Genomic DNA, 20,971 nt, shown 5'->3' on the forward strand with positions numbered 1-20,971 from the left:
GAGGGGAAGCGGGGAGCGTGGCTAATTCCGGGTCGGGGGATTCCGTGGTGGACCGCGTGGTGCGCCTGATCGAGGCTTTCCCCGAGGGCTCTGCCGCGCTACAGCTCTCCGAACTCGCGGACCGGGCCGGCCTGCCCCTGACCACCGCCCACCGGCTGGTCCGGCAGTTGGCCGGGCACGGCCTCCTGGAGCTGGGAAACGGCGGATCGGTCCGGCTGGGGTTGCGCCTGTGGGAGCTGGTCAACCGGAACTCGCCGACCCTGGCCCTGCGGCAGGCGGCGATGCCCTTCATGGAGGACATCCAGCAGGTGCTCAACCAGAACGTGAACCTGGCCGTGCTGGACGGCTGGGACGCTTTGTTTGTGGAACGCCTGTCACGCCGCGGCTCGGTGGCGAACCGCGCGAAGGTCGCCGGACGGATGCCGGTGCACCTGTCCTCCGCCGGGCTGGCCCTGATGGCCCATCAGCCCGCCGCGGTGCAGGCGACCTACCTGCGCCAGTTCAAAGACCCCGCGGGCACGCTTAAGGCCGGGGATATCCGGGCGCTCCTGGCCGAGGCTGCCGAGGAAGGGTTTGCGCAGCTGGCCGGCGTCGTGGACCCCGACACCTGGGGGATCGCCGTGCCGGTGCGGGATGCAAGAAAGCGGACCGTTGCTGCGCTCGGCGTCGTGGTTCCGCTGCGGGAGATGCGGCTGCAGGCCCTGGTGCCGACGCTGCAGACCGCGGCGCGCGGCATCGGACGCCGGCTCGGAGACTCCCGCTCGGCAGCCCAATTCCGTTCAATGGATAGCCTGTAACGCGGATCACCACTCCGGGCGCACACTATTAGCCAGAAGACCGATCCGGTCCCGGGGTGTGGCGCGCGGCTGATTGGCGCACGCGGCTTCGGGCCCCGCAACGAAGCGAGGACAACATGGCAGCCCGAAAAGTCATCACCACCCAGGTGGCCATCGTGGGCGGCGGCCCCGCCGGGCTGATGCTCTCCCATCTGCTCGCCAAAGAGGGGATCGAGTCCACCGTGATCGAAGTGCGCAGCCGGCAGGAGATCTCGGAGACCGTCCGGGCCGGCATCCTCGAGCATGGCACCGTTAACCTCCTCGTGGACACCGACGTCTCCGACCGCGTGCTGCGCGACGGCGACCGGCACGACGGGATCGAACTGCGGTTCAACGGCGAAAGCCACCGCATCGACTTCCAGGACCTGGTGGGCGAATCCGTCTGGCTTTACCCGCAAACTGACGTCTTCAAGGACCTGGCCGCGCGCCGGGAGGCCGACGGCGGCGACGTCCGGTACAGCGTCACGGACACCAGCATCCATGACATCGAAGGCTCGCCGAAAGTGTGGTTCACGGACGCGGACGGCACCGAATTCGAGCTCCAGGCCGACTTCATTGCGGGGGCGGACGGCTCACGCAGCCACTGCCGGGTCCAGATTCCGGAGGCAGGGCGCAAGTGGTACTTCCACGAGTACCCCTTCGCCTGGTTCGGCATCCTGGCGGAGGCACCACGCAGTTCCGATGAGCTGATCTATGCCAACTCAGCCAACGGCTTCGCCCTGATCAGCCAGCGGACCGAGACGGTGCAGCGGATGTACTTCCAGTGCGATCCCGGTGAGGACGTCCGCAACTGGGACGATGAGCGGATCTGGGAGGCGTTCCGCAGCCGCGTGAACGGCAACGGCTTTGAGCTCAAGGAGGGACCGGTCATCGACAAGACGGTCCTGAAGTTCCGCAGCTTCGTGCACGCCCCGATGCGCCACGGCAAGTTGTTCCTTGCCGGGGACGCGGCCCACACCGTCCCGCCCACCGGCGCCAAGGGACTGAACCTCGCCATCCACGATGTCCGGGTGCTTTTCGAGGGCCTGGACAGCTACTACAAGACCGGCTCCACGATGCTCCTTGACCTGTACAGTGACCGCGCCCTGGACCGGGTCTGGAAGGCACAGCACTTCTCCTACTGGATGACTTCCATGCTGCACACTCCGGCCGGCGCCGACGATTTCGCCCGCGCCCGACAGCTAGGCGAGCTCAACTCCGTGGTCTCGTCCCGGCACGGCCGCGCCTACCTCGCCGAGGCCTATACGGGCTGGCCGGCGGGCAGCTAGGACGGCCCTCGCGGCCCCGGTGGCCGGACATATTTCCATCGACAGCCCCACGGGCCAGGACTAGCCTTTAACCGTCCCAGCATGACCCGACAAGGACGACAGAGAGGTGTCCGATCATGGGAAGCGCAGACAATGTTGAACTGGTCCGGCGGGGGTACGAGGCCTTTAACTCAGGGGATATGGCGACTCTTAGCGAAATCTTCGCGGAGGACGCAGTCTGGCACGTGGCCGGAAGCGGCGTGCTATCGGGGACGAAACAGGGCCGTGACGCCATCCTCGCGTACTTCGGCGAACTGGGAGCTCGCACGCAGGGCAACTTCCAAGCCAAGGTCCAGGACATCGTCGGCGGGGACGGCCACACGGTAGCGATCCAGCAGACCGTCGCGGAAAATAACGGCAAGAGTCTGGACATGGCTTCGGTCATCGCGTTTGTTGTCCGTGACGGCAAGATCGCCGAGGGCCGGGAGTTTTTCGAGGACACTGCCAAGTCGGACGATTTCTGGACCTGACTGAGCGCCCCGGTACACCGGTTGACTTACGCCATGGCGGTGTGGGCGGCGCTGTGCGAATCGATCGGCTTCGCATAGCAGTGCGAGTGCTCCAGGCCGAGGTAGGGGCCGAAGTTCGGAACGGGGACAAAGCCCGAGTTCTCGTAAAATTGCCGTCCGTCGGTTTGAACTGAACCCGCCTCGGCGGTCAGGGTGGTGATGCCGAGGGCGTGGGCATGTGCCTCCATCGCGGCCAGGATCGAGCTGGCCACTCCGGAGCCGCGGGTGTACGGCAACACGTACAGCCGCTTGATCTCGGCCGTGCGTTCATCCAGCAGCCGCAGGCCCCCGCAGCCCACCGGCTGGCCGGACGCCTTGTCGTGCGCCACCAGGAAGACTGCGGTGTCCGCTTCCGACGGCGGCGGTCCGGCCTCGTGCCCGCTGTGGCCGTAGCGGGCGTCCAGTTCCGCCTGCTGGGCTGCCCTCAGGTCGGCGCCCACGGGGTTGGACCAGGGCACCTGCCGGATGTTGAGCCGCGGGTTGGTCTGCATCGTTGCCTCGATTCGCCGAAGGGTTATGCAGACCAAGGCTAGGCAGCGGCGGTTTCGGGGGTGTTTCCTGCCGGTAAGGACTTCAAGAACTCGGCATCCGTCCTTCCGCTCAGGCTGGGCGGCCGGTGGGGTCTTCCGCCGTCGGGTCCGCCAGGGCGAGTCCGCCCACCGGGCTGTCGTCCCAATGGATCAGCCGCCACCCGGCGTCGGGGTCGCCTTCGAGCGCCACGATGCCGGTGTTGGCCAGCACGTGCCGCGCCGCGAACTCCGCCTCGACATTGGCTGCACGCAGGCCGGTCCAGACGCGGATCGCGGCGCCGTGGCTGACGACGGCGACGGCGGCATCGTCGCCACGGGTTGCAGCGGCGGCAGCGATCCTCGCGATCGAGTCGTCGTAGCGTTCGAAGAAGTCGTGGCCGCTGGGGCCCGCGGGCATCCGCCTGTCCAGTTCGCCCGCGGTCCAGGCGAACACCGTGCCCAGGTAGCGCAGGTGGGATTCGCGGTCGGTGAGCTTCTCCAGCGCCCCGGCTTCGATTTCCCGCAGCCCTTCCAATATTTCAACTTCCAGCCCGCGTGTGGTGGCGAGCGGGGCCGCGGTGAGCTGGGTGCGGACCAGGGTGGAGGCGTAGAGCAGTCCGATCTGCTCGTTCACCAGGGAGCGGGCCAGCGCGGCGGCCTGGCGCTCGCCGAGTTCGGTCAGTCCGGGACCCGGGTGGGCGGTATCCAGCTGCCCCAGGACATTGCCCGGGGTTTGGCCGTGGCGGATCAGCAGAAGCCTCATGGCAGCGAGTTTACCGGCTGCGTTCTGCCCTGCAGGCTGGGCTGCCGTGGGGTCAAGGGATCCTGACCGTGGCCTGGATCGGAGCATGGTCACTGGGATAACGGTCGTCGAGCCGGAAGGTGTTGACCGCGGCCTCGGCGACCTGGATCTCCGGCGTGACGGCGATCCAGTCGATGCGGCTTTCGCCGATGACCGGGTCCTTGTAGTTCGGGAATGTTCCGTACTCCGGGGTCAGCCGCTGCTGGGCCGCGGTCCAGGAATCGCGGAAGGTGCCGCTGCCCACCAGGGTGCTGTAGGCCCCCGACGCGCCGGCGTCGGCGTTGAAGTCACCCATCAGGACGGTCGGCAGGCCCGGTTCGAAACTCGTCGCGTGCTCCACGATGGCCTCGGCGCTGCGCAGCTGCGCGTTCTCCGACTCGTGGTCGAAGTGGGTGTTGACCACCATCAGCTCGCGTCCGGTGTGGTTGTCTTCGAACCGGCCCCACGTGGCGATCCGGGTGACGTGGTTGCCCCACGTGGCCGACCCCGCCACCGTGGGCGTGTCCGAGAGCCAGAACTGGTCCCACATCCGCAGCTTTAGCCGGCTGGAGTCGTAGAAGATGCAGGAGTGCTCGCCGCGTCGGCCGCCGTCGCGGCCGTGGCCGATCATCCGGTAACGGTCCGGCAGGGCCTCGCCGATCACGGCCAGCTGGTGCTCCAGGCCCTCCTGGATGCCCAGGACTTCGGGCAGTTCTTCGGCCAGGACGGCCTGCAAGGCCGGAACCCGCTCCGGCCAGTAGTCGGCCTGGCCCGGCAGGGTTTCCGCAATGTCGCAGCGGATGTTGAAGCTCATCAGGCTCAAGGCGGCCGCGTCGGCCATTGCGTCGGGTCCGGCCCCCGGGCCGGGGTCGGTCAGAACGGTCCGTGCTGTCGACGGTATGTCGCTCGGCAAGGGGTCTCCTCGGGTCGGTAACAGCCCCAGCTTCCCCCCGGAAGCTGGCCAGTCCTCGACGGCCGCGTAAACGGCGGCCTGCCGGAAGGTGAATTCGGGGCAAGCAGGGCTAGGCCAGGTGGTCGACCAGCTTGTCCGCGATGCCGGTGTACTTGCCCGGGGTCAGGGCCAGCAGCCGGGCTTCGGCGTCGGCGGACAGACCCAGGCCCTGGACGAATTCCTGCATCCGGGCTGCGTCCACCTGCTGCCCGCGGGTCAGGTCCTTGAGCCGCTCGTACGGGTTCTCCATGCCCGGGACGCCGGCGATCGCCTCGGCGCGCATGACCATCTGGATGGCCTCGCCAAGGACTTCCCAGTTGGTGTCCAGGTCTGCGGCCAGGACGTCCTCGGCGACCTTGAGCCGGTCCAGGCCCTTGGCGACGTTCGAGATGGCGAGCAACGAGTGGCCGAACGCCACACCGATGTTGCGCTGCGAGGACGAATCCGTGAGGTCGCGCTGCCAGCGGGAGGTGACCAGGGTGGAGCCCAGCACGTCCAGCAGGCCGGACGAGATCTCCAGGTTGGCTTCGGCGTTTTCGAAGCGGATCGGGTTCACCTTGTGCGGCATGGTGGAGGAACCGGTGGCGCCTGCCACCGGGATCTGCACGAAATAGCCGATCGAGATGTAGCTCCAGATGTCCGTGCAGACGTTGTGCAGGATGCGGTTGAAGCGTGCGACGTCGGCGTAGAGTTCGGCCTGCCAGTCGTGGCTTTCGATCTGCGTGGTCAGCGGGTTCCAGTCCAGGCCGAGACCTTCGACGAAGCTCTTCGCCACGTGCTCCCAGTCGGCGCCGGGAACGGAAGCGACGTGCGCCGCGTAGGTGCCGGTGGCGCCGTTGATCTTGCCGAGGTACTCGGTCCGGGCAATGCGGTCCAGCTGGCGGGTCAGCCGGTGGGCGATCACGGCCAGTTCCTTGCCCAGCGTGGTGGGGGTAGCGGGCTGGCCGTGCGTGCGGGACAGCATCGGCACCGCGCGGTTGGCCTCGGCCATGGCGCTGATCTGCGCGACGAGCTTGCGGGCGGCGGGCAGCCACACGTCCTCGACAGCGCCCTTGACGCCGAGCGCGTAGGAGAGGTTGTTGATGTCCTCTGAGGTGCAGCCGAAGTGCACCATTGCCGTCAGGTTTTCGATCCCGATGCCCGGCAGGCGGCGGCCGATGTAGTACTCCACGGCCTTGACGTCGTGGACGGTCACGGCTTCGATGTCGGCCAGTTCGGCGACCGACGCGGCGTCGAACTCGGTGACGATGGCACGAAGCTGCTCCTGCTGCCCGGCGCTCAGCGGCCCGGCGCCCGGCAGCACGTTGTTGCTGGTCAGGTGGATCAGCCACTCGACCTCGACGGCGACCCGGTCGCGGTTGAGCGCGGCCTCGGAGAGGTAGTCCACCAGCGGCGCGACCGACGACTGGTAGCGGCCGTCGAGCGGGCCGAGCGCGATTTGGTGGTCGGACGCGGCGAGGGCCAGGCGTCCGGACGGCGTGCGGGTCTCAGCTGTGGCGGCAGTTTCAGGCATGGTCCGATTCTTTCACGAAGTGCCGCCGGGCCTTAAGCAGGCGGTTCCGTATGACGAGTTCCGTAGGAGATCCCCTAGGACGGAGCCGCTGCGCGCGCCGCGCGGGGCGGCCGCTTTTCCACATAGCCGTGCCGGCCGCTTCCGGCGCAGGTGGAGGTTCCTTAGCCTCGATCCCGGGACTGAACGGCAATAGAAAGGGGCCCGGGCCATGAGTGGGACGTTAACCGCGGCTGAGGCGACGGCGTGCGCCTCACGCAGCTACGAGGTCCAGCAGTTCGCTGCCAGGGTCGCCTCATGCGCCGAGCAGGCTTCCGCCGCCTTGGCTGCGCTGAGCCGGCTGGAACTGCAGGGCTGGCAGTCCCCGGCGGGCCGCGCCTACCGGAGCACGCTGTCGCTTCAGGCCGCGGCCCTGCGGCGAGGCCGCGACGGGCTACAGGATGCGACGGCAGTGGTCCTGCGGCATGCCCAGAACGTGACGCTCTCTTCGGGCCGGCCGGGGTACTGATGGCGGAGGCTACACCGGCGGGTTCCGGAGAAGTACCGCGCCCCTCCGCTCCGCCGGCCGACGGGATGCTGCGGATCCGCGGCGGGATCGGGGGCCTTAGCTTCCAGTTCGAGGAACTGCTGGCCGGCGCGGCGGCCCTGGACGGCGTGGTGCACCGGCTCTCTGCCGTCGAGGCGGAGGCCGACGGCGTCCGCCGGGCCCTGTTCGACTACCAGTCGGACTCCTACCGGAGCGGCAGCAACGCCATCATCGCCGTGGGGGAGGCCGGCCGGGACATCGGCGCGGTCAGGGCCGAATTGGAACGCATCGCGGCTCAGGTCCGGGCCAGTCACCGGGAGTACGAATTCACCGAGGCCCGGAACGCCCTGCTGCTCCGGATGGGGCTTTCCGCCGCCGAATACGGCTCCCCGCAAGGACTCTTCGAGCTTCCGGGGGTCCGCGACCAGGTCGAGCACGGCGTGGCCATGGCTCCCCGCAGCCTGGCCCTGCTGTTGGGCCTGCCCGTTCCCCTGGCCGCGGCAGTCGGCGCACTGAGCGGCCCCACTGACGTCCGGGGCGTAATCCGGGACCTGGCGACCGCGCCGGGGCTGGGGTTCCTGAAGCCTCGGCCGGTCACCGTCGTCGGCAGCGAAACAGCCACCGCGAAGGTGGACCTGTCGCCGGCGGGCCTGTTGCGGCGGGCGGACGCGGTGGGCCGGAGAAGCGGGGACATTGAAGTCATCCGGGTCGACGGCGGCGACCGGCGCGCCTGGGTGGTCATCATCCCGGGGACCCAGCTCGGGGGCCTGCCCGAGGGCACGAACCCTTTCGACACGGCCGGCATTGCCGAGGGCCTTGGCTACGATTCGCAGGAGACGACCGCTGCCATCCGGCAGTCGCTGCGCCAGGCCGGTGCGGAGGCGGGCGAACAGCTTGCTGTCGTGGGTTACAGCCAAGGCGGGATCCACGCCATGAACCTCAGCAAGGACAAGGCCTTCCTGGCTGAGTTCGACCTCAAGTTTGTCCTGACCGCCGGTTCCCCGGTGGGCGGCATCACCCCCGAGCCCGGGATCGGCAGTCTGCACCTGGAACACCAGCACGACTGGGTTCCGGGAGCCGACGGACTCGCCAACGCGGACACCAAGGACCGCGTGACGGTCACATTGACCAATGATCTTGTCCTGCCGCCGCCGCAGGATTTCGGTCTGGGTCCCGGCCATCGGCTGGAGAACTACGCGGCCGGGGCGGAGGCGGTCTCGGCGAGCCGGGACCCCTCGCTGCGGGCGTCCACGGCCGCGCTGGCCGCCGTGGTCGGCGCTGGCGGCACCGCAACGGTAACCCGGTTCTCCTTGCGGCGGGAGCCGCTGCCGGCGCAGGGGGTGGTGACGGCTCCGGGCGCAGACCGCAGGACCCGCGTGCTGCCTTCGAACCGGCCGCTGGCGGACGCGCCGCAGGCTGCGAAGGCCGCGCCCGCCGGTGTGCCCGGCTAGCGCCGATGTGCCCGGCTAGCGCCGGTGTGCTCGGGTAGCGCCGGTTAGCGCCGGCGGCCGCCGGGGAGTCGTCCGGCGACGAGGGAAACCACGGTGATGATGATAGCGGCGAGCACCGCGGTCCAGAAGAAGGAGTCGATGGTGAAGTGCACCGGCGTGTAGCTGCTCAGCCAGGAGGTCACGTACAGCATCGCGGCGTTGATAACGATCGTGAACAGCCCCAGGGTGAGGATGGTGATCGGCAGCGACAGCAGGCTGACCAGTGGCTTGACGAGGGCGTTGACGAGCCCGAAGATCAGCCCGATAAACAGGTACGCCAGAATGATCCCGATCGTATCCGTGCCCTGCGTGACGCCGCTGTTGGCCACGGCCCCGGTGGTGGCGGATGTGGAAATATCCAATCCGGGGAGGATCCAGCTGGCGATCCAAAGGGCCAGGGCGTTGACGATGACCCGCACGAAGAGTGAGCGCATGCGCCCATGCTGTCACATCACCCGCCCTCCCGGCAGGAGGGCGAAGTAGGCTAAGAGGCATGACTTCATCAGACAACCCGGCCGGAGGGATCCGCCCGCGGCCGGTAGTGGACCTCCTACCCCGCTACGCCGCCGGAAAACCGCCGGTCCCCGTCGAGGGCCTCGTGAGCTACAAGCTGTCCTCCAACGAGAACCCCCTGCCCCCGATCCCTGCAGTGCAGCAGGCCATCGCGGCGCAGACCGACTTCAACCGCTACCCGGACCCGCTGAGCAGCAAACTGCGCGGCGCGCTCGCCGGTTTCCTCAACGTCCCGGCCGAGGACATCGTCACCGGCGCCGGCAGCCTGGGCGCCCTCAACCAGCTGCTGGCCACCTTTGCCGGCCAGAACGACGACGGCAAGGCCGACGAGGTCATCTATGCGTGGCGCTCCTTCGAGGCTTATCCCATCAGCGTTGGCCTGGCCGGTGCCGAGAGTGTCCAGGTCCCGCTGACCGCCGACGGCCGGCACGACCTGGAGGCGATGGCCGCCGCCGTGACGGCGCGCACCCGGATGATCCTGCTGTGCACCCCGAACAACCCCACCGGTCCCATCCTGACGACCGAAGAGACCGAGCGGTTCCTCAGGACCGTCCCCTCGGACATTGTGGTCGTCATCGACGAGGCCTACCAGGAGTTCGTCCGGTCTGCGGAGGCCGTGGACGGCATCGAGATGTACCGCAAGTACCCGAACGTCGTCGTGCTGAGGACATTCTCCAAGGCCCACGGACTGGCGGGCCTGCGGGTGGGGTACAGCGTCTCCCAGCCGGACCTCACCCAGCACCTGCGCGTTACCGCCACGCCCTTCGCAGTCTCCCAAATCGCCGAGACAGCCGCCGTCACCTCACTGGAGCACTTCGACGAGGTTGTAGAAAGGGTACAAAGCCTGGTCGATGAGCGGGACCGCGTGACCGCCGGCCTCCGCGAGCTGGGCTGGTTCGTGCCGGACGCCCAAGGCAACTTCGTATGGCTCAATCTTGGCGCCAACAGCGCCGACTTTGCCGCACTGGCAGGGGAGCGGGCGCTGTCGGTCCGGGCCTTTGGCAACGAGGGCGTGCGGGTGAGCATCGGCGAGGCTGAGGCCAACACCCGTTTCCTCGAATTGTGTGCGATGTATACAAAACCCCCACAGCGTTCCTAGCGCTTAACACGAAGCCCGCCGCGATGAGGCTGCGGATAAAGTAGGGACGAGTAAGCCAAAATATATGCCGCGCCTGGAACGTATGCCAGGTAAGGCATATATCCCAGCGATCGCGGCGCATTCGGATGCGGCAGGCAAGGAGACGGTATGGGCGCCACACATCTGCCCTCTACCGAGTTCGACGGAACCGAAGCGGACGACCAGCTCGAGGCGCAGGCCGAGGCGGTGCTGGGCGACCCCGCGGTCCCGATGGTCCAGCTGCTCGGTCCGGACGGCACCCTGGGCACCGACCCGGTGTTTTCCGAGTACGCCGCGCGGCTGGACGCCGGGAAGCTCCGCGGTTTCTACGCCGACATGGCAAAGATCCGGCGCTTCGACGTCGAGGCAACAGCCCTGCAGCGGCAGGGCCAGCTCGCCCTCTGGGTGCCGCTCACCGGACAGGAAGCGGCGCAGATCGGCTCCGGCCGGGCCAGCCAGCCGCAGGACTACATCTTTCCCACCTACCGGGAGCACGGCGTCGCCCTGACCCGCAACGTGGACCTCGCGGAGCTGCTGCGCCAGTTCCGCGGCGTGTCCAACGGCGGCTGGAATCCCAAGGACACCAACTTCCACCTCTACACGCTGGTCCTCGCCGCCCAGACGCCGCATGCGGTCGGCTACGCCATGGGCATCCAGCGCGACCAGAAGCTCGCCGCAGCCGAGGCGGCCACCGGGGGAGCCGCGGCCGGCTCAGCGAAGCCCAAAGCGGCCGTGATGGTCTACTTCGGCGACGGCGCCAGTTCGGAGGGCGACGTCCACGAATCCATGGTCTTCGCAGCCTCGTACAACGCCCCCGTGGTGTTCTTCTGCCAAAACAACCACTGGGCCATCTCGGTCCCCACCGCCGTCCAGACCCGCATTCCGCTCTCCAACCGCGCCAAGGGCTACGGCTTCCCCGGCATCCGGGTGGACGGCAACGACGTGATCGCAGTCCACGCCGTCACCGAGTGGGCGCTCGAGCGGGCCCGCGAAGGCAAGAGCCCGGTGCTGATTGAGGCCTTCACCTACCGCGTCGGCGCGCACACCACCGCCGATGATCCGACGAAGTACCGCGGCTCGGACGAAGAGGCTCAGTGGCGGGCGAAGGACCCGCTGGAGCGGCTCGAGAAGTACCTGCGCGCCGAAGGGCTGGCCGACGACGCTTTCTTCGAACAGGTCAAGGCCGACGGCGACGAACTCGCCGCTTACGTCCGCAGGACCATCCACGACCTGGGGACCCCGGATATCCGGACGGCGTTCGCAAACACCTACGCCGAGGCACACCCGTTGGTGGCCGAGGAGCTGGCCTGGTTCGAGGAGTACAGCGCGGGCTTCGCCGATGAGGCAGAAGCAGACGAGGCACACACAGACGGGGCGGTGCGCCGATGACCACCATGACCATTGCCAAGGCCATCAACGAGGGCCTGCGCGCGACGCTGAGCAACAACCCGCGGACCCTGCTCATGGGTGAGGACATCGGCCCGCTCGGCGGCGTCTACCGCGTCACCGACGGCCTGATCGGGGAGTTCGGCGCAGACCGCGTCGTCGACACCCCGCTCGCCGAGTCCGGCATCATCGGCACCGCGATCGGCCTGGCGTTGAGCGGCTACCGGCCGGTCTGCGAGATCCAGTTCGACGGCTTCGTCTTCCCGGGTTTCAACCAGATCACTACGCAGCTGGCGAAGATGCATTCGCGCAGCAACGGCAACCTGACCGTCCCGGTCGTCATCCGCATTCCTTACGGCGGCGGCATCGGCTCGATTGAACACCATTCCGAGTCACCGGAAGCGCTGTTTGCCCACACCGCCGGGCTGCGGATCATCACCCCGTCCAACCCGCATGACGCTTACTGGATGATCCAGCAGGCCGTCGACTGCCTGGACCCCGTGATCGTCTTCGAACCGAAGCGGCGCTACTGGCTCAAGGGCGACGTCGACACCGACACCCCGGGCCACTCGGCAGACCCGTTCAAGGCGCATGTGCTGCGTGAAGGGTCCGACGCTACGGTCGTGGCTTATGGCCCGCTGGTTCCGGTGGCCCTAGCTGCGGCCTCCGCCGCGGCCGAGGACGGCCACAGCGTCGAAGTGATCGACCTGCGCTCCATTTCGCCGATCGACTTCGACACCGTCACGGCCTCGGTCCGGAAGACGGGCCGGCTGATCGTGGCGCACGAGGCTCCGACCTTCGGCGGGATCGGCGGCGAGATCGCGGCCCGGGTCAGCGAGCGGGCCTTCCATTCCCTGGAAGCTCCGGTCATCCGCGTCGGCGGCTTCCATATGCCCTACCCGGTCGCCAAGGTGGAGGAAGACTACCTGCCGGACATCGACCGCATCCTTGAGGCGCTGGACCGCGCCTTCGCCTACTGACGGGGATTTCCATGACCGTGAACAAGTTCAACCTTCCCGATGTGGGCGAAGGCCTGACCGAGGCCGAAATCGTGTCTTGGAAGGTCAAGGCCGGCGACACCGTGGCCGTCAACGACGTGCTGTGCGAAATCGAGACCGCCAAGTCCCTCGTGGAGCTCCCGTCGCCGTACGCCGGCACCGTCACCGAGCTGCTGGTTCCGGAAGGCGTGACGGTCGACGTCGGGACGCCGATCATCAGCGTCTCCGACGCCGCTGCCGCTGCCGTGCCCGCCGCTGCCGCGGCCGCCCCCGCGACCGCCGCTGCCGCGCCCGCTCCCGGTTCGGTTACCGAAGCGCCGGCTCCCGACGCCCCGATGTACGGAAAGCTGGAGCACGACGCATCCGACGCCGGGGAGTCTGCCGGACCCCCGGCCGGCGGCCCGCTGGTGGGTTCTGGCCCCAAGGCCGACGCCGTCAAACGCCGCCGCCGGATCTCCGCGCCGGCTGCGACCGCACCGGCTGCGACTGTCCCGGCTCCGACGGTGGAGCGGGCCGGGATCGAGGCCCACGACATCTGGATCAGCCCGGAAACGGTTCCGGCCGCGGAAGTCCCCGGTCCGGAGGAAGCAGCCGTCGACCAGCGGCCCACGCTGGGCGGGGCCATCACGGGCCTCGTCAACCGCGTCCTGGCCAAGCCCCCGGTCCGGAAGATCGCCCGCGACCTCGGCATTGACCTGGCCGACGTCGTCCCCACCGGCGCGCGCGGCGAGGTGACCCGCGAAGACCTCGTCAGCTACCAGGCCCAGCGCGACGCCGAGGTGGACAAGGCGGATTCGTTCTGGGGCAAGACCGGCCGCCCGCAGGAACAGCGGATCGAGCGCATCCCGGTCAAGGGGGTCCGCAAAGCCACCGCGCGGGCCATGGTGGAGTCCGCGTTCGCGGCACCGCACGTCAGCATCTTCGTCGACGTCGACGCCAGCCGCACCATGGAGTTCGTCAAGCGGCTCAAGGCCTCGCGGGACTTCGAGGGCATCAAGGTCTCCCCGCTGCTGGTCCTCGCCAAGGCCGTTATCTGGGCCGCGGCACGCAACCCCAGCGTCAACGCGAGCTGGGTGGACGCCGAAGACGGCAGCGACAGCGCCGAGATCCACGTCAAGCACTTCATGAACCTTGGCATCGCCGCCGCAACACCGCGCGGCCTGATGGTGCCGAACATCAAGAACGCCCAGGACCTCTCGCTCAAGGAACTCGCGCTGGCCCTCAACGAGCTGGCCACCACTGCCCGGGCGGGCAAGACCCAGCCGGCCCAGATGCAGGGAGGCACCCTCACAGTCACCAACATCGGCGCCCTGGGCATCGACACGGGGACGCCGATCATCAACCCCGGCGAGGTGGCGATCGTGGCTTTCGGCACCATCAAGCAGAAGCCGTGGGTGCTCGACGGCGAAGTGATTCCGCGCTGGATCACGACTCTGGGCGGCTCGTTCGACCACCGCGTGGTGGACGGGGACCTCTCGGCCCGCTTCATGGCCGACGTCGCAGCCATCCTCGAAGAGCCCGCCCTGCTGCTGGACTGAGCCGGGGCGGGGCCCCTCGGACGCTCCCGCCCAGTTCGTCCGGTACGGACGATCCCGCACCCGCGGAGTTCCCCGGGTTTCCCGGGGGCGTACCGGCGGCGGGCACGCAGTAACTGGGCGGGAACGTCCGCGCGGGTGTAGGGCGCGGCCGGGCCAGCCGACGTGCGGCTAGGTACCGGAATAAGCGGACAACAGCTGGGCCACAGCAGGGTCGCCGCCCCAGCCTGCCACGGCTGCCGCGGCGGCAAACACCACGCCGGCAAAGCCGAAACTGGCGGCCGTCACCGTGGCAAGGAACTTCCAGTCCTCGCGCAGGACGCTCCGGACCGTATCGGGCATCCGCAGCGCCGGGGAGATCAGGTTGGGGGCACTGTCCACCGAACCGTCGTCGAGGTAGGCCACCACCCGGCCGGCGGCGCGGTCCACCCGCATGGTGCTGATGTGGTTTCCGTGGCGGGCCAGCAGAATGTCGTGGCCGACGAGCTGGCGGCGCTGAAGAACAGGCATGGTTTCTCCCCGTGAGTGGGCGGATAGGACTGTCCGCACCATCGGGGGCACCTCCAATTTTACCGGCGCGCACCCCGCCGAATGGGGCCAAATCCCGGTGAGGCTGGCCACGGAGCAGGGTGACGGCGGTCAAATCCCCTGGAATCCTGTCCCGAAGCGGCGCGGCGGCACTAGAGTGGCACCAGCCGCCGCCGAGCCGGCGAACGCCGATCAAAGGAGATTTTGCGTGTTCTCGAGCCCGTTCCCCGCCGTGGAAATACCCGACGTCAGTCTCTACGAGTACCTTTTCGGCGGCCTGCAGGAGGCGGACCTGGACCGGGTCGCCGTCGTGGACGGCACCAGCGGAGCGGAAACGACCTACCGGGAGCTACGGGATCGGATCAACGGCCTCGCCGGCTCCGTCGCAGCACAGGGGCTGGGCATCCACGGCGTCGCCGCCATCCTTTGTCCGAACATTCCGGCGTTCACTGTCGTTTTCCACGGCCTGCTCCGGGCCGGCGCCACCGTCACGCCGGTCAACTCGCTCTACACGGCAGATGAGATCGCGAAACAACTTACCGACGCCGGAGCCAGCTGGCTCTTCACCATCTCCACCCTGCTCCCCGCCGCCCAGGAGGCGGCCGCGCAGGTTGGCATACCGGCGGAACGGCTGGTGGTGCTCGACGGCGCCGAGGGCCACCCCTCGCTGACGGACCTGCTCAGCAGCGGCGCACCCGCCCCGGACGTCAGCTTCGATCCGGCCACTCACCTCGCCGTGCTGCCGTACTCTTCGGGAACCACCGGACGGCCCAAAGGGGTAATGCTCAGCCACCGCAATCTCGTGGCAAACGTGGAACAGTCGCGCGGGCTGCTCAAGGTCCGGCCGGAGGACCGGCTGCTGGCGCTGCTTCCGTTCTTCCACATCTACGGGCTCACGGTGCTGCTGAATTTGGCCCTTCGGGAGCGCGCCCGCCTGGTCACGATCCCGAAGTTCGACCTCGCGGAATTCCTGCGGATGGTCCAGGACCACAAATGCAGCTACCTTTTCATCGCCCCGCCGGTTGCCGTGGCCCTGTCCAAGCACCCGCTGGTTGCGGACTACGACCTGAGCTCGGTGCACACCACCCTGTCCGGGGCGGCCCCGCTGGACGGCGAATTGGGGGCGCGGCTGGCCGAACGCCTGGGCTGCCGGGTGCTCCAGGGCTATGGCATGACGGAGATGAGTCCCGTCTCGCACCTGATCCCCGTCGATGCGGCGGACGTCCCGGTCAGTTCGGTGGGCTACACCGTCCCCAACATGGACTGCCGGCTGGTCGACCCGGCCACGGGCGAGGAAATCGAGGTCCCTGCGGAAGGAACCAGCGCCCCGGGCCACCTGCTGTGCCGCGGCCCCAACGTCATGCTCGGCTACCTGAACCGGCCTGAGGAAACGGCGGACACCCTCGACGCTGACGGCTTCCTGCACACGGGGGACATCGCCACGGTGCGGGCGGACGGAGTGGTCTCGATCGTGGACCGGCTCAAGGAATTGATCAAGTACAAGGGCTACCAGATCGCCCCGGCCGAGCTTGAGGCACTGCTGCTCACCCACCCCGGGATCGCCGACGCCGCCGTGGTAGGAACCGCCGACGCCGACGGCCAGGAGGTGCCGATGGCCTTCGTGGTGCGCCAACCGAACGCCGACGGCGAGCAGTTGGACGAAGCGGCCGTGGAGGAGTTCGTGGCCGCACGGGTGGCGCCGTTCAAGAAGATCCGGCGCGTGGAGTTCATCGACGCCGTGCCGAAGTCCTCGTCCGGCAAGATCCTGCGCCGGATGCTCAAAGCGGTGGACGCCTGAAAGTGGATGCTTAAAAGCAGTGGTGCCGGCGCAGCAGCCCTATGGCCGCCGCGCCGGCACCTCTACGCTTAGTCGGCGCTGTCAGTCTTGGCGATGTAGACGTCGCAGGGGGCGCCGTGGGCCACGCTGTTGGCAACGCTGCCCAGGACGCGCCCCAAGCCGCGCATCCGGCGGTTGCCGACCACGATCATCCGCGCGTCGGAGCGCTCCGCCTCCCGGATCAGCGCTTCCGCCGGCTTGCCCCGGGCCGCCGCGTAGGTCACGTTGATCTCGGCCGTCCGGAGACTGTCGGCTACGCCCTTGGCCACCTTTTCGGCGCCGTCGGCATCGGAGACAATGAACCGGTCGCTGCCGCTGCCGAACACCTCCGTCCGGTCGCTGTCGAAGGCGCTGACCACGTGCAGCGTGGCTCCCAGCGAGACGGCGAGGTCCCGGGCGGCCTGGGCCGCTTTCAGGGCAGTTTCACTGCCATCGACGCCGACAACGATGATTCCGGTCATAAGAGACTCCTCTGGTCACGCTTGAATAGGGTCAGGCACGGTCTGGTCCACAGCAATAGTTCAGGCTACAACGCCGCGACAGCTTCCCGCAGTACCGGCGCCAGGCGCCGCACGCCTTCCTCGATTGCCTCCGGCGGCACCGCACTGAACGCGAGCCGCAGTTTGTTGGAGGGCTCATCGGAGTGGGTAAATGCCGCGCCGGGAATGAAGACCACGCCGGCGTCAATGGCCTTCTGCAGCAGCGGATACGTGTCGATTCCCTCCGGCAGGGTGACCCAGATGAAGAAGCCGCCCTCCGGCCGCGTCCAGCTCAGCCCCTCCGGCATGTGCTCCTGGAGCGCCGCCAGCATGGCCTCGCAACGTTCCTGGTACAGGCCGCGGTAGGTCGCAATCTGGCCGCGCCAGTCGTAGTCGCGCAGGTAGGCGGACACCAGCATCTGGTTGAGCGTTGGCGGACACAGGGTGACGGCTTCCGAGGCCAGGTAATAGCGGCGCTGCAGGTGGGCGGGGACCAGGGCCCAGCCGATCCGCAGCCCCGGGGCGAAGATCTTGGAGAAGGAACCCATGTAGATCACGTCATCCGGGTTGCCGGCCCGCAGCGGGGTCAGCGGCTGGCCATCGAAGCGCAGCAGGCCGTACGGGTTGTCCTCCAGGACCAGGATATTCGCGTTACGGCATATATCCACGACCTGCTGCCGCCGTTCGGCGGCGAGGGTAATTCCGGACGGATTGTTGAAGCTGGGGATGGTGTAGAGGAACTTGATGGTCTTGCCGGCGGTCTGCAGGGCCGCGATCCTGGCTTCCAGGAGGTCCGGGACGATCCCGTGCTCGTCCATCGGCACCGTGCCCACCTCCACTTGGTAGGCCTCGAAAGTGTTGAGGGCGCCGACGTAGGTGGGATCCTCCACGAGGACCACATCGCCCGGGTTGCAGAAGACCTTGGTGGCGACGTCCTGGGCGGATTGGGAGCCTGCGGTGATGACGATGTTTTCGGGCTTCGCATCGAGGATCCCCTCGGCGGCCATGACCTCGCAGATCTGCGTGCGGAGTTCCTCGGTGCCCTGCCCGCCGCCGTACTGAAGCGCGGTCAGGCCCTGCTCGGCGATGATTTTCGCGGCGGACTGGCCGAGGCGTTCCAGCGGCAGGGACTGCAGGTACGGGCTGCCGCCGGCGAGGGACACGAGGCCCGGCCTCAGGGAGATGTCGAAGACGTCTCGGACGGCCGATTGCTTGATATTTGCTGCGCGCTCCGAGAAAAGCTTCTCGTGGCGGTGGGCGGACGTAGCCGCACGTTCGATTGCGTCAATTGCCTCGGCCGGAAGGAACTCTGCGGCGGCATCAAGTGTTTCGTGGGTCACAGTCCTAGGATACAGGCCAGCGTTGTCAGGGGGAAAACTTTTGTTCACAAGGAGGCTGGACCGGATCCGGATACAGGACACCCCCGGCAGTGGGGGGAACTGCCGGGGGTGTCAGTCTGTGGGGCTTAGGCGGCGTCGGCGGTCCGGGCCTCGGCCAGCGCCTCGAACACGCCCTTGATCTGCTCAACGACCTCGGCGTCGTCCTTCGGGTGGACCTCGGCAAAGCGGACCATCGAGCCGGGGACGGCAAGCTTGACGTCTTCGATCACCTTGGCGCCGGCGATGCCGACGGCCTTGCGGGCCTCGTCCTGGGCCCAGACGCCGCCGTACTGGCCGAAGGCGGTGCCGACGACGGCGGTGGGCTTGCCGCTGAGGGCGCCGGCACCGAAGGGGCGCGAGAGCCAGTCGATGGCGTTCTTCAGCGGGGCGGGCACAGTGCCGTTGTACTCCGGGGTGACCAGGAGCAGGGTGTCGGCGTCGTTGGCGGCGGCGCGCAGCGCTGCTGCGGCGGCCGGGACCTGGCCCTCGACGTCGATGTCCTCGTTGTAGAACGGGATGTTGCCGAGGCTCTCGTGGATGACGACCTCGACCTGCTCCGGAGCGTTGAGCTGGATGGCTTCGGCCAGCTGGGCGTTGGTGGAGCCGGCGCGCAGGCTGCCGACCAAGGTGAGGACGGTGTTGGTGGTCATGGGAACTCCTTGCTTCTCGCCGCGGGGCTTTCGGCGGCTGGTGGTCGCGGAGGCTTGGGAAGCCTTCATCCATGCTAAACGGACTGCGGTCCGGTTATTATTCCCCGGGGCTAGAATGGGCGCTGTGAGCCTCATCCCAATCCGCCCCGGCGGGCAAAATGCCGAACCCGCCGACCACCCCGGCAACCTCCCGGGCGTGCAAGGCGGCGCCGAGTCCGAGCGCCGGGATGCCGCCCGCAACCGCGAGCTGCTGCTCCGGGCCGCCCGCGAACTGATCGAGGAATGCGGGGCGGACGGCCTCACCATGGCGTCCCTTGCCGGGCGCGCCGGGGTGGGCAAGGGGACCGTCTTCCGGCGGTTCGGCAGCCGGGCGGGCCTAATGATGACCCTGCTCAGCGACGCCGAGGCCGAGTTCCAGGGCCGCTTCATGTTCGGGCCGCCGCCGCTGGGCCCCGGCGCGCCGCCCCTGCAGCGGCTCATCGCCTGCGGTGCGGAACGGATCGCCTGGGTACTGGAATTCGGTGAACTCGCCCGCGCTGCCGACGCCTCGGCGCACAACCGGTTCGATGTGCCCCCGGCCGTGCTCTGGCGCCGGCACCTGGAACTGCTGCTGCGTGAAGCCGGAGTCACTGCCGATTGCTGGCTGATGGCCGGCGCCCTGAGCGCGACGCTCGAGCCGGAGCGCATCCTGCATGCGGTGAGGGTCCAGGGTGTGGCCCCGGACGCGCTCATCGAGTCGTGGCGGGAGCTGGCCACGAGGGTGGCGTGCGGCGCGTAGGCTAACCCCGCCCGGAGCGGAATGCCAAGTCAAATCAATCCAAGTGAGTTATTCATAACGATCTGGTAGTGGACCACCGTTTCGTCCCGTTCGGCGCGCCTCCCCGCGATTTCTATGTGGTAGTTTCCTCTGGAATGTGACCCGCAACATAGCCCCACTGGGCTGGCCGAGAGGCCTGCGGGCGGCCAGATACCCGCTGGCCGAGATCCCGGAGTGGCAGCGGAAACCCCCTGCCGCGTGGGGGGACGACGGAAGGATCCATGCTGTGAATGTTGTAACGACCCCGGCTCCCGGACAGGCTGGTCCAGCCCGTCCCGCGGCGTCCGGCCCCGCGCGGGCAACGGCGATCCTGAACTAGTCCCATGCTCCGATACCTTGCCAAGCGTGCCGTCACGTATGCGTTCATGATCTTCCTGACCACCAGCGCCGGATACTTCCTGGCGGTCACCAGCCTGAAGCCGGCACTGCTGGAACAGGAAAAAATTCCGCGCCCCACGCCCGAACAGGTCGCCAATTCCTTCCGGCTCAAAGGCCTGGATCCCGCCCTGAGCCCGTGGGAACGCTACGTGGACTGGCTTACCGGAATCGTCACCCGCTGGGACTGGGGACGCAGCCCGAACGGCGCCTTCGTGAACGCGGAGTTCGGCGACCGGGTCTGGATCTCAACCCGGCTGTTCCTGGCTTCGATCATCCTCACCCTGATCATCGGCGTCGCGCTCGGCGTCTACACCGCGGCCCGGCAATACAAGTTTTCCGACCGTGCGATCACCTCGTACAGCTACCTCGTGTACATCGTGCCCGCCCCGATCGCCTACTTCCTCGTCCAGCTCGGCGCGATCAACATCAACGAAGCCGTGGGCGACCGCCTCCTGTTCGTCACGGGAATCTCCACGCCCGGGCTCGACGGTGACGGCTGGGCCGAGTTCCTCGACATGCTGGCGCACTATGCCGTGCCGACCTTCGCGATCACGATCGTGGGCTGGGGTGCCTACCAGATCGCCCAGCGGCAGTACCTGCTGGACAACGTCAACGCCGACTTCGTCCGCACCGCCCGGGCGAAGGGCCTCACCCGCAACCAGGCCATCACCCGGCACGCCCTGCGCGTCTCGTTCATCCCGGTCGCGCAGAGCATCGCCTTCACCATCCCGGCCATTTTCGCCGGCGGTTTCTTCGCCGAAAAGATCTTCGCCTGGCACGGCGTCGGTTCCTGGAGCATCGACGCGATCGCGCTGCAGGACGTCAACGCGGCCACGGCGACGCTCGCCTACGGCTCCGTGATCTTCGCGATCGGGGCGATCCTCGCCGACTTCGCCACCACCCTTGTCGACCCGAGAGTGCGGGTGCAGTAGCC

The 20,971-nt window shown here is 68.1% G+C and carries 21 protein-coding genes; 12 read left to right on the forward strand and 9 right to left on the reverse strand.

Going from position 1 to position 20,971, the window contains the following annotated elements; all coding sequences use genetic code 11:
• The first annotated feature begins 17 nt into the window (after window positions 1-17).
• From AC1DNC_RS05265 to AC1DNC_RS05275, 3 genes are all read left to right on the forward strand, one after another.
• Complete coding sequence (locus tag AC1DNC_RS05265; RefSeq protein ID WP_476861489.1) at window positions 18-797, forward strand: IclR family transcriptional regulator; 780 nt, start codon at window positions 18-20, stop codon at window positions 795-797.
• Between the two features lie 116 nt (window positions 798-913).
• Entirely contained in the window at window positions 914-2,104 is a 1,191-nt protein-coding gene (locus AC1DNC_RS05270) for a 4-hydroxybenzoate 3-monooxygenase (protein WP_476861490.1), read from the forward strand.
• A gap of 116 nt (window positions 2,105-2,220) precedes the next feature.
• Entirely contained in the window at window positions 2,221-2,613 is a 393-nt protein-coding gene (locus AC1DNC_RS05275) for a nuclear transport factor 2 family protein (RefSeq protein ID WP_476861491.1), read from the forward strand.
• A 26-nt stretch (window positions 2,614-2,639) separates the two neighbouring features.
• Here AC1DNC_RS05275 and AC1DNC_RS05280 read toward each other — a convergent pair whose 3' ends face one another.
• The 4 genes from AC1DNC_RS05280 to purB form a co-directional block, all read right to left on the reverse strand.
• Complete coding sequence (locus AC1DNC_RS05280) at window positions 2,640-3,143, reverse strand: GNAT family N-acetyltransferase (protein WP_476861492.1); 504 nt, start codon at window positions 3,141-3,143, stop codon at window positions 2,640-2,642.
• A gap of 109 nt (window positions 3,144-3,252) precedes the next feature.
• The gene (locus tag AC1DNC_RS05285) at window positions 3,253-3,924 is read right to left on the reverse strand and encodes a histidine phosphatase family protein (protein WP_476861493.1); all 672 of its coding nucleotides are present in this window, start codon (window positions 3,922-3,924) and stop codon (window positions 3,253-3,255) included.
• A gap of 52 nt (window positions 3,925-3,976) precedes the next feature.
• Window positions 3,977-4,855 (reverse strand): endonuclease/exonuclease/phosphatase family protein, encoded by an 879-nt coding sequence (locus AC1DNC_RS05290; protein ID WP_476861494.1) that lies wholly within the window; start codon window positions 4,853-4,855, stop codon window positions 3,977-3,979.
• 109 nt (window positions 4,856-4,964) lie between these two features.
• On the reverse strand, window positions 4,965-6,407 hold the full coding sequence (purB, locus tag AC1DNC_RS05295; protein ID WP_476861495.1) for an adenylosuccinate lyase: 1,443 nt from the start codon (window positions 6,405-6,407) through the stop codon (window positions 4,965-4,967).
• Window positions 6,408-6,615: 208 nt separating this feature from the next.
• On the opposite strand from purB, the gene AC1DNC_RS05300 reads away from it, so the two are divergent.
• Both AC1DNC_RS05300 and AC1DNC_RS05305 read left to right on the forward strand, forming a co-directional pair.
• Window positions 6,616-6,912 (forward strand): hypothetical protein, encoded by a 297-nt coding sequence (locus tag AC1DNC_RS05300; protein ID WP_476861496.1) that lies wholly within the window; start codon window positions 6,616-6,618, stop codon window positions 6,910-6,912.
• Window positions 6,912-8,381, forward strand: a complete 1,470-nt coding sequence (locus AC1DNC_RS05305) for a hypothetical protein (protein WP_476861497.1) — start codon at window positions 6,912-6,914, stop codon at window positions 8,379-8,381. The genes AC1DNC_RS05300 and AC1DNC_RS05305 overlap by 1 nt, the downstream gene beginning before the upstream one ends.
• A gap of 44 nt (window positions 8,382-8,425) precedes the next feature.
• Here the strand turns inward: AC1DNC_RS05305 and AC1DNC_RS05310 are convergent, their stop codons facing one another.
• Window positions 8,426-8,854: a phage holin family protein gene (locus tag AC1DNC_RS05310; RefSeq protein ID WP_476861498.1), complete on the reverse strand. Its 429-nt coding sequence runs from the start codon at window positions 8,852-8,854 to the stop codon at window positions 8,426-8,428.
• Window positions 8,855-8,913: 59 nt separating this feature from the next.
• Between AC1DNC_RS05310 and AC1DNC_RS05315 the strand changes: the two genes are divergently transcribed.
• From AC1DNC_RS05315 to AC1DNC_RS05330, 4 genes are all read left to right on the forward strand, one after another.
• Complete coding sequence (locus tag AC1DNC_RS05315) at window positions 8,914-10,032, forward strand: histidinol-phosphate transaminase (RefSeq protein ID WP_476861499.1); 1,119 nt, start codon at window positions 8,914-8,916, stop codon at window positions 10,030-10,032.
• Between the two features lie 147 nt (window positions 10,033-10,179).
• Window positions 10,180-11,439, forward strand: coding sequence for a thiamine pyrophosphate-dependent dehydrogenase E1 component subunit alpha (locus AC1DNC_RS05320; RefSeq protein WP_476861500.1), 1,260 nt, complete (start codon window positions 10,180-10,182; stop codon window positions 11,437-11,439).
• Window positions 11,436-12,416: an alpha-ketoacid dehydrogenase subunit beta gene (locus tag AC1DNC_RS05325; protein ID WP_476861501.1), complete on the forward strand. Its 981-nt coding sequence runs from the start codon at window positions 11,436-11,438 to the stop codon at window positions 12,414-12,416. The genes AC1DNC_RS05320 and AC1DNC_RS05325 overlap by 4 nt, the downstream gene beginning before the upstream one ends.
• 11 nt (window positions 12,417-12,427) lie before the next feature.
• On the forward strand, window positions 12,428-13,972 hold the full coding sequence (locus tag AC1DNC_RS05330; RefSeq protein WP_476861502.1) for a dihydrolipoamide acetyltransferase family protein: 1,545 nt from the start codon (window positions 12,428-12,430) through the stop codon (window positions 13,970-13,972).
• Between the two features lie 168 nt (window positions 13,973-14,140).
• On the opposite strand, the gene AC1DNC_RS05335 is transcribed toward AC1DNC_RS05330, so the two are convergent.
• Window positions 14,141-14,479: a hypothetical protein gene (locus tag AC1DNC_RS05335; protein WP_476861503.1), complete on the reverse strand. Its 339-nt coding sequence runs from the start codon at window positions 14,477-14,479 to the stop codon at window positions 14,141-14,143.
• Window positions 14,480-14,705: 226 nt separating this feature from the next.
• Between AC1DNC_RS05335 and AC1DNC_RS05340 the strand changes: the two genes are divergently transcribed.
• Window positions 14,706-16,295 carry an AMP-binding protein gene (locus AC1DNC_RS05340; protein WP_476861504.1) on the forward strand — a complete coding sequence of 530 codons (1,590 nt, stop codon included), beginning with the start codon at window positions 14,706-14,708 and terminating at the stop codon, window positions 16,293-16,295.
• A 68-nt stretch (window positions 16,296-16,363) separates the two neighbouring features.
• Here AC1DNC_RS05340 and AC1DNC_RS05345 read toward each other — a convergent pair whose 3' ends face one another.
• The 3 genes from AC1DNC_RS05345 to AC1DNC_RS05355 form a co-directional block, all read right to left on the reverse strand.
• Entirely contained in the window at window positions 16,364-16,795 is a 432-nt protein-coding gene (locus AC1DNC_RS05345; protein WP_476861505.1) for a universal stress protein, read from the reverse strand.
• Between the two features lie 65 nt (window positions 16,796-16,860).
• The gene (locus AC1DNC_RS05350) at window positions 16,861-18,153 is read right to left on the reverse strand and encodes an aminotransferase-like domain-containing protein (protein ID WP_476861506.1); all 1,293 of its coding nucleotides are present in this window, start codon (window positions 18,151-18,153) and stop codon (window positions 16,861-16,863) included.
• Between the two features lie 125 nt (window positions 18,154-18,278).
• On the reverse strand, window positions 18,279-18,842 hold the full coding sequence (locus AC1DNC_RS05355; RefSeq protein WP_476861507.1) for an NAD(P)H-dependent oxidoreductase: 564 nt from the start codon (window positions 18,840-18,842) through the stop codon (window positions 18,279-18,281).
• Between the two features lie 124 nt (window positions 18,843-18,966).
• Between AC1DNC_RS05355 and AC1DNC_RS05360 the strand changes: the two genes are divergently transcribed.
• Together AC1DNC_RS05360 and AC1DNC_RS05365 are read left to right on the forward strand one after the other, a co-directional pair.
• Window positions 18,967-19,620: a TetR/AcrR family transcriptional regulator gene (locus tag AC1DNC_RS05360; RefSeq protein WP_476861508.1), complete on the forward strand. Its 654-nt coding sequence runs from the start codon at window positions 18,967-18,969 to the stop codon at window positions 19,618-19,620.
• A 362-nt stretch (window positions 19,621-19,982) separates the two neighbouring features.
• Window positions 19,983-20,969: an ABC transporter permease gene (locus AC1DNC_RS05365; RefSeq protein ID WP_476861509.1), complete on the forward strand. Its 987-nt coding sequence runs from the start codon at window positions 19,983-19,985 to the stop codon at window positions 20,967-20,969.
• Window positions 20,970-20,971: the final 2 nt, after the last annotated feature.

The sequence above is a fragment of the Arthrobacter sp. 01N442 genome, assembly GCF_056399345.1.

Bases quoted from the DNA above. Each gene is read 5' to 3' on its own strand.
- AC1DNC_RS05310 (WP_476861498.1), bottom strand. From the start codon at position 8,854: ATGCGCTCACTCTTCGTGCGGGTCATCGTCAACGCCCTGGCCCTTTGG.
- AC1DNC_RS05320 (WP_476861500.1), top strand. From the start codon at position 10,180: ATGGGCGCCACACATCTGCCCTCTACCGAGTTCGACGGAACCGAAGCG.
- AC1DNC_RS05365 (WP_476861509.1), top strand. From the start codon at position 19,983: ATGCTCCGATACCTTGCCAAGCGTGCCGTCACGTATGCGTTCATGATC.
- AC1DNC_RS05335 (WP_476861503.1), bottom strand. From the start codon at position 14,479: ATGCCTGTTCTTCAGCGCCGCCAGCTCGTCGGCCACGACATTCTGCTG.
- AC1DNC_RS05355 (WP_476861507.1), bottom strand. From the start codon at position 18,842: ATGACCACCAACACCGTCCTCACCTTGGTCGGCAGCCTGCGCGCCGGC.
- AC1DNC_RS05270 (WP_476861490.1), top strand. From the start codon at position 914: ATGGCAGCCCGAAAAGTCATCACCACCCAGGTGGCCATCGTGGGCGGC.
- AC1DNC_RS05300 (WP_476861496.1), top strand. From the start codon at position 6,616: ATGAGTGGGACGTTAACCGCGGCTGAGGCGACGGCGTGCGCCTCACGC.
- AC1DNC_RS05345 (WP_476861505.1), bottom strand. From the start codon at position 16,795: ATGACCGGAATCATCGTTGTCGGCGTCGATGGCAGTGAAACTGCCCTG.
- AC1DNC_RS05315 (WP_476861499.1), top strand. From the start codon at position 8,914: ATGACTTCATCAGACAACCCGGCCGGAGGGATCCGCCCGCGGCCGGTA.
- AC1DNC_RS05305 (WP_476861497.1), top strand. From the start codon at position 6,912: ATGGCGGAGGCTACACCGGCGGGTTCCGGAGAAGTACCGCGCCCCTCC.
- AC1DNC_RS05325 (WP_476861501.1), top strand. From the start codon at position 11,436: ATGACCACCATGACCATTGCCAAGGCCATCAACGAGGGCCTGCGCGCG.
- AC1DNC_RS05280 (WP_476861492.1), bottom strand. From the start codon at position 3,143: ATGCAGACCAACCCGCGGCTCAACATCCGGCAGGTGCCCTGGTCCAAC.
- purB (WP_476861495.1), bottom strand. From the start codon at position 6,407: ATGCCTGAAACTGCCGCCACAGCTGAGACCCGCACGCCGTCCGGACGC.
- AC1DNC_RS05330 (WP_476861502.1), top strand. From the start codon at position 12,428: ATGACCGTGAACAAGTTCAACCTTCCCGATGTGGGCGAAGGCCTGACC.
- AC1DNC_RS05275 (WP_476861491.1), top strand. From the start codon at position 2,221: ATGGGAAGCGCAGACAATGTTGAACTGGTCCGGCGGGGGTACGAGGCC.
- AC1DNC_RS05285 (WP_476861493.1), bottom strand. From the start codon at position 3,924: ATGAGGCTTCTGCTGATCCGCCACGGCCAAACCCCGGGCAATGTCCTG.